The following is a 2,913-nucleotide window of genomic DNA, read 5'->3' on the forward strand; positions in this document are numbered from 1 at the left end:
TCTAAATGAAATATATAACGGCATCATACCATAACGATTGGACTGTGTTGTATTTATGTTTGGTATAAAAAGCAAAAGCCCAGGATTTAGTTCTTGGGCTTTTTTTGTGGTAATTCTTACCAATGAACGATTTTATTTGTTGTTTGTAGGATTTTTAGTTTTAGGAAAAATATTATGTTTATATTCGGAAAAATAATTACTATTATAATGGCGTAAAGTCACCTAATATTCAGGTAAATTGGAGTCATTTTATAGTATATATAAACTAGTTGTGCATCAGTTTAAAGAACTACCGAAATAAATGAAAAAAATAGACCTTCATACACATACAGTTAAAACAATCAGTGACTACGAGTTTGATTTTGAACTTTCAAAAGTTAAAGAATACGTTGAAAAACTTAGAATTGATGCTTTAGCGATTACAAACCATAATGTATTTGATTTGAATCAGTATTATCAAATCAAAAACTCATTGACAATCCCTGTTTTCCCTGGAATAGAAATTGACTTAGAGGGAGGACATTTATTGCTCATTACGGATATTGATGATTTTGAAATTTCAAATTTTGACGAAAAATGTAAAAAAGTGTCTGCAATAATTAAAACAAATACTGATACTCTCACACTTGAACAATTAAAATCTATTTTCCCAGAGCTTAGTAAATATATCTTGATTCCTCACTATGACAAGAGTCCCGAAATTAAACAAGCAACAATAACAGCTTTACAGCCTCATATAACATCTGGAGAAGTTGCAAGTGTATCAAAGTTTAAACGAATGATGAAGGAACAAAACGTGCTTACGCCAGTTTTATTCAGCGATATGCGATTTAGAAGCGACCTTAAAAGTTTTCCTACGCGACAAACTTTCGTTGATTTAAAAGATATTTCTTTAGCAGGTATAAAATCCTGCTTAGCGGATAAAAGCAAAATATCTCTTACTAAAGAAAGTGGTAATGATTTTTTTGAAGCAACTGATGATGGTTTAGAATTATCAACAGGTTTAAACATAATTTTGGGCGGGCGTTCTTCAGGTAAAACGGTAACACTTGATAAAATTGCATCATCATCAGGAAATACAAAATATATTAAACAGTTTTCATTACTACAAAACGATGAAGAAACTTTTAATAAAACAAATGATACACGGTTAAGTATAATTCATAATAATTATCTAAGCGAATTTAAATTAGCTATTGAGGATGTTATTCAAATTGACCTTCAACAAAATCATTTAAATATTGAAAAGTATATAGATTCTCTTAAAAAATTTGCATTGGAAAGTGAAAAGAAAGACTTATATTCTAAGTGTAATTTATTTAGTGAAGAATCTTTTTCTATAAACGACTTAAAAAATCTTGATAATCTTATTGAATCGGTTATTACTTTGATAGAAAATAACGAATATCAAGAAATAATCAGAAAGTATATTTCACAAGATAATCTTAAAAATTTATTATTGGAATTAATTCAAAAAGCTATTCTTTCAAAGGTTGAAAATGAAGAAAAGAAATGGCTAAATACGATTATTGGAGATGTTCAGCGTGAGTTGCGGATAAAAACGACAAGCACATTTGTTGAAAATGTTGATTTTTACAATATTGCAATTGATGAAATGAAAATTGAGAAATTTAAAGGAGTTGTTGGAGAGTTAAAAAAACAAAGGAAAATCAACAAAGAAGAATTAGGTAAATTTTCAATAATCACATCTACAAAGCTAATTGAAAGTGCTTCTGATTTGCAAAAAATAGGTCGTGACAAAAAAACATACAGTACTCCATTTAGCAAATACAATAATCCTTATGAATACCTTTTGAAACTTAAAGAAATTGGAGTTGAAGATGCGAGTTTGTATAAATTTTTTATCAAAATAGAATCTAAAACTTTAAATAAAGACGGTTTTAAAGTTTCAGGAGGCGAACGTTCTGAATTTAATTTAATACATGAAATTAAAGATGCAACCAAATATGACATACTTTTAATTGACGAACCTGAGTCATCTTTTGACAATCTTTTCTTGAAAAAAGAAATAAATACTTTAATTAAAGATATTTCTCAATTAATGCCAGTTGTAGTTGTTACTCATAATAGTACAGTTGGCGCATCAATAAAACCAAACTATGTTGCAGTAACACAAAAAAATATCGAAAATCAAGATTTTGTATATCGTGTATTTACAGGTTACCCCTCAGATAAAGAACTAACTTGTTCAGACGGTAATAAAATCAAAAACTATGATACAATTTTAAATTGTTTAGAGGCGGGAATCGATGCCTACACTGAACGTAAAACTCAAACTTATGAAATACTTAAAGATTGAAAACAATAAAGGCTATTATCGCTTAGATGCAACTTTAGAAAATTGGACAGACCTTGATCAAATAAATAAAGACCATTTGTTGTCTTTACTAAAATTTGCTTTCACAGTTGAATTTGAAATGGACGAATACAAAGACGAACTACTTCAAAATCCTGCACATAATATTATTTACAAAAATATTTGGGGAAAATTCAACGACTTTTTAACTAACAAAACAAGGTTTCTTGACAGTGTTGAAGCAACCTATAAAACAGCAATTGAGAAATATAATTTACAACCACAATAACAAACCCGACCGCTCGGATATGCAGTAAATATCTTGAAACGTATAGCGCGGAAATTTTTTACGTGCCCACAAAGAGAGCAATCAATAAATTCCCAAAAAGCTACAACACTAAAAGTTGTAGCTTTTCAATTTTATATACAATAATGTCTTTGCTAAATATGGTATAATTTATTTTATTAAAAAAAGCAATTTGATGTCACAGCAAAAAAAATAAAATTCAATCAATTTGTAAACTTTAAGCAGTAAAAAACATATAACATATAAATAAAAATATAATTATGAATAAAAATTTAAGTATGATTAAAAC

Annotated in this window: 2 protein-coding genes; both read left to right on the forward strand. The window is 28.1% G+C overall.

From position 1 onward, the window contains the following. The first annotated feature begins 301 nt into the window (after window positions 1-301). A complete protein-coding gene (locus FEM21_RS16030) occupies window positions 302-2,320 on the forward strand; it encodes a hypothetical protein (RefSeq protein ID WP_035662740.1) in 2,019 nt (672 codons plus the stop codon). Continuing rightward, window positions 2,301-2,606: a hypothetical protein gene (locus tag FEM21_RS16035; protein WP_035662743.1), complete on the forward strand. Its 306-nt coding sequence runs from the start codon at window positions 2,301-2,303 to the stop codon at window positions 2,604-2,606. Before FEM21_RS16030 ends, FEM21_RS16035 begins: the two co-directional genes overlap by 20 nt. Window positions 2,607-2,913 lie beyond the last annotated feature (307 nt).

The organism is Flavobacterium seoulense (genome assembly GCF_000695795.1).
Lineage (GTDB): Bacteria > Bacteroidota > Bacteroidia > Flavobacteriales > Flavobacteriaceae > Flavobacterium > Flavobacterium seoulense.